General features: G+C 57.4%; 3 rRNA genes. All 3 read right to left on the reverse strand.

From position 1 onward, the window contains the following. A 5S ribosomal RNA gene (rrf, locus tag AV521_RS46075) occupies nt 1–107 on the reverse strand; the annotation flags it as partial. Between the two features lie 86 nt (nt 108–193). Then, nucleotides 194–3,308 (reverse strand): 23S ribosomal RNA (locus tag AV521_RS46080). A gap of 77 nt (nt 3,309–3,385) precedes the next feature. Beyond that, a 16S ribosomal RNA gene (locus tag AV521_RS46085) occupies nt 3,386–4,911 on the reverse strand. Nucleotides 4,912–5,102 lie beyond the last annotated feature (191 nt).

Consider the following 5,102-nt stretch of genomic DNA (forward strand, 5'->3'; position numbering starts at 1 on the left):
GTCCTACTCTCCCACAGGGTCCCCCCTGCAGTACCATCGGCGCTGTGAGGCTTAGCTTCCGGGTTCGGAATGTAACCGGGCGTTTCCCTCACGCTATGACCACCGAAACACTATGAAACAGACAACCAGACCGTCTCATACACAGACGGGGCTGTTCGTGGTTTCAGAACCAACACAGTGGACGCGAGCAACTGAGGACAAGCCCTCGGCCTATTAGTACCGGTCACCTCCACCAGTTACCTGGCTTCCAGATCCGGCCTATCAACCCAGTCGTCTACTGGGAGCCTTACCCCATCAAGTGGGTGGGAGTCCTCATCTCGAAGCAGGCTTCCCGCTTAGATGCTTTCAGCGGTTATCCCTCCCGAACGTAGCCAACCAGCCATGCCCTTGGCAGAACAACTGGCACACCAGAGGTTCGTCCGTCCCGGTCCTCTCGTACTAGGGACAGCCCTTCTCAAGACTCCTACGCGCACAGCGGATAGGGACCGAACTGTCTCACGACGTTCTAAACCCAGCTCGCGTACCGCTTTAATGGGCGAACAGCCCAACCCTTGGGACCGACTCCAGCCCCAGGATGCGACGAGCCGACATCGAGGTGCCAAACCATCCCGTCGATATGGACTCTTGGGGAAGATCAGCCTGTTATCCCCGGGGTACCTTTTATCCGTTGAGCGACGGCGCTTCCACAAGCCACCGCCGGATCACTAGTCCCGACTTTCGTCCCTGCTCGACCCGTCGGTCTCACAGTCAAGCTCCCTTGTGCACTTACACTCAACACCTGATTGCCAACCAGGCTGAGGGAACCTTTGGGCGCCTCCGTTACCCTTTAGGAGGCAACCGCCCCAGTTAAACTACCCATCAGACACTGTCCCTGATCCGGATCACGGACCCAGGTTAGACATCCAGCACGACCAGACTGGTATTTCAACGACGACTCCACCCACACTGGCGTGCGAGCTTCACAGTCTCCCAGCTATCCTACACAAGCCGAACCGAACACCAATATCAAACTGTAGTAAAGGTCCCGGGGTCTTTCCGTCCTGCTGCGCGAAACGAGCATCTTTACTCGTAGTGCAATTTCACCGGGCCTATGGTTGAGACAGTCGAGAAGTCGTTACGCCATTCGTGCAGGTCGGAACTTACCCGACAAGGAATTTCGCTACCTTAGGATGGTTATAGTTACCACCGCCGTTTACTGGCGCTTAAGTTCTCAGCTTCGCCTGGACGAATCCAAGCTAACCGGTCCCCTTAACGTTCCAGCACCGGGCAGGCGTCAGTCCGTATACATCGCCTTACGGCTTCGCACGGACCTGTGTTTTTAGTAAACAGTCGCTTCTCGCTGGTCTCTGCGGCCACCCCCAGCTCGAGGAGCAAGTCCTCTCACCAGAGCTGGCCCCCCTTCTCCCGAAGTTACGGGGGCATTTTGCCGAGTTCCTTAACCATAGTTCACCCGAACGCCTCGGTATTCTCTACCTGACCACCTGAGTCGGTTTAGGGTACGGGCCGCCATGAAACTCGCTAGAGGCTTTTCTCGACAGCATAGGATCATCCACTTCACCACAATCGGCTCGGCATCAGGTCTCAGACTATGTGCTGTCCGGATTTACCTGGACAACGTCCTACACCCTTACCCCGGGACAACCACCGCCCGGGATGGACTACCTTCCTGCGTCACCCCATCACTCACCTACTAACCGCTTGGTCCGGCGGCTCCACCACTTTCCATTCCCCGAAGGGTCCGGAACGGCTTCACGGCCTTAGCATCACGATGCTCGATGTTTGACGCTTCACAGCGGGTACCGGAATATCAACCGGTTATCCATCGACTACGCCTGTCGGCCTCGCCTTAGGTCCCGACTTACCCTGGGCAGATCAGCTTGACCCAGGAACCCTTAGTCAATCGGCGCACACGTTTCTCACGTGTGAATCGCTACTCATGCCTGCATTCTCACTCGTCAACCGTCCACGACTACCTTCCAGTGCCGCTTCACCCGGCAGACGACGCTCCCCTACCCATCACAGCAGCCGTTAGGCCTCACACTGCAATGACACGACTTCGGCGGTACGCTTGAGCCCCGCTACATTGTCGGCGCGGAATCACTAGACCAGTGAGCTATTACGCACTCTTTCAAGGGTGGCTGCTTCTAAGCCAACCTCCTGGTTGTCTCTGCGACTCCACATCCTTTCCCACTTAGCGTACGCTTAGGGGCCTTAGTCGATGCTCTGGGCTGTTTCCCTCTCGACCATGGAGCTTATCCCCCACAGTCTCACTGCCGCGCTCTCACTTACCGGCATTCGGAGTTTGGCTAAGGTCAGTAACCCGGTAGGGCCCATCGCCTATCCAGTGCTCTACCTCCGGCAAGAAACACACGACGCTGCACCTAAATGCATTTCGGGGAGAACCAGCTATCACGGAGTTTGATTGGCCTTTCACCCCTAACCACAGGTCATCCCCCAGGTTTTCAACCCTGGTGGGTTCGGTCCTCCACGAAGTCTTACCTCCGCTTCAACCTGCCCATGGCTAGATCACTCCGCTTCGGGTCTTGAGCGTGCTACTAAAACGCCCTATTCGGACTCGCTTTCGCTACGGCTTCCCCACCCGGGTTAACCTCGCAACACACCGCAAACTCGCAGGCTCATTCTTCAAAAGGCACGCAGTCACGAGAACCCGAAGGTTCCGACGCTCCCACGGCTTGTAGGCACACGGTTTCAGGTACTATTTCACTCCCCTCCCGGGGTACTTTTCACCATTCCCTCACGGTACTATCCGCTATCGGTCACCAGGGAATATTTAGGCTTAGCGGGTGGTCCCGCCAGATTCACACGGGATTTCTCGGGCCCCGTGCTACTTGGGTGTCTCTCAAACGAGCCGCTGACGTTTCGACTACGGGGGTCTTACCCTCTACGCCGGACCTTTCGCATGTCCTTCGCCTACATCAACGGTTTCTGACTCGTCCTGTCGCCGGCAGACAACAGAAGAGAGATCCCACAACCCCCACGACGCAACCCCTGCCGGGTCTCACACGCCGTAGGTTTGGCCTCATCCGGTTTCGCTCGCCACTACTCCCGGAATCACGGTTGTTTTCTCTTCCTGCGGGTACTGAGATGTTTCACTTCCCCGCGTTCCCTCCACACTGCCTATGTGTTCAGCAGTAGGTGACAGCCCATGACGACTGCCGGGTTTCCCCATTCGGAAACCCCCGGATCAAAGCCTGGTTGACGACTCCCCGGGGACTATCGTGGCCTCCCACGTCCTTCATCGGTTCCTGGTGCCAAGGCATCCACCGTGCGCCCTTAAAAACTTGGCCACAGATGCTCGCGTCCACTGTGCAGTTCTCAAACAACGACCAGCCACCCATCACCCCGGACCAACNNTGCTCCTTAGAAAGGAGGTGATCCAGCCGCACCTTCCGGTACGGCTACCTTGTTACGACTTCGTCCCAATCGCCAGTCCCACCTTCGACAGCTCCCTCCCACAAGGGGTTGGGCCACCGGCTTCGGGTGTTACCGACTTTCGTGACGTGACGGGCGGTGTGTACAAGGCCCGGGAACGTATTCACCGCAGCAATGCTGATCTGCGATTACTAGCGACTCCGACTTCATGGGGTCGAGTTGCAGACCCCAATCCGAACTGAGACCGGCTTTTTGAGATTCGCTCCACCTCACGGTATCGCAGCTCATTGTACCGGCCATTGTAGCACGTGTGCAGCCCAAGACATAAGGGGCATGATGACTTGACGTCGTCCCCACCTTCCTCCGAGTTGACCCCGGCGGTCTCCTGTGAGTCCCCATCACCCCGAAGGGCATGCTGGCAACACAGAACAAGGGTTGCGCTCGTTGCGGGACTTAACCCAACATCTCACGACACGAGCTGACGACAGCCATGCACCACCTGTACACCGACCACAAGGGGGCACCCATCTCTGAGTGTTTCCGGTGTATGTCAAGCCTTGGTAAGGTTCTTCGCGTTGCGTCGAATTAAGCCACATGCTCCGCCGCTTGTGCGGGCCCCCGTCAATTCCTTTGAGTTTTAGCCTTGCGGCCGTACTCCCCAGGCGGGGAACTTAATGCGTTAGCTGCGGCACCGACGACGTGGAATGTCGCCAACACCTAGTTCCCACCGTTTACGGCGTGGACTACCAGGGTATCTAATCCTGTTCGCTCCCCACGCTTTCGCTCCTCAGCGTCAGTAATGGCCCAGAGATCCGCCTTCGCCACCGGTGTTCCTCCTGATATCTGCGCATTTCACCGCTACACCAGGAATTCCGATCTCCCCTACCACACTCTAGCTAGCCCGTATCGACTGCAGACCCGAGGTTAAGCCTCGGGCTTTCACAATCGACGTGACAAGCCGCCTACGAGCTCTTTACGCCCAATAATTCCGGACAACGCTTGCGCCCTACGTATTACCGCGGCTGCTGGCACGTAGTTAGCCGGCGCTTCTTCTGCAGGTACCGTCACTTGCGCTTCTTCCCTGCTGAAAGAGGTTTACAACCCGAAGGCCGTCATCCCTCACGCGGCGTCGCTGCATCAGGCTTGCGCCCATTGTGCAATATTCCCCACTGCTGCCTCCCGTAGGAGTCTGGGCCGTGTCTCAGTCCCAGTGTGGCCGGTCGCCCTCTCAGGCCGGCTACCCGTCGTCGCCTTGGTGAGCCGTTACCTCACCAACAAGCTGATAGGCCGCGGGCTCATCCTTCACCGCCGGAGCTTTCCAGATTCACAGATGCCTGCGAACCTCGTATCCGGTATTAGACCCCGTTTCCAGGGCTTGTCCCAGAGTGAAGGGCAGATTGCCCACGTGTTACTCACCCGTTCGCCACTAATCCACCCCGAAGGGCTTCATCGTTCGACTTGCATGTGTTAAGCACGCCGCCAGCGTTCGTCCTGAGCCAGGATCAAACTCTCCGTGAATGTTTACCGGTAATCCGGTCGAACACCACGAGAGCGGTGCGAGAGGAGGAATAGTCCCCTCGCACACAGCGTCCTCGCTGTGTTTTTCAAAGGAACCTCGACCATCGGATTGTTCCGACGGACGGGGTATCAACATATCTGGCGTTGATTTTTGGCACGCTGTTGAGTTCTCAAGGAACGGTCGCTTCCTT

It is taken from the genome of Streptomyces sp. IMTB 2501 (assembly GCF_001953885.1).
Taxonomy (GTDB): domain Bacteria; phylum Actinomycetota; class Actinomycetes; order Streptomycetales; family Streptomycetaceae; genus Streptomyces.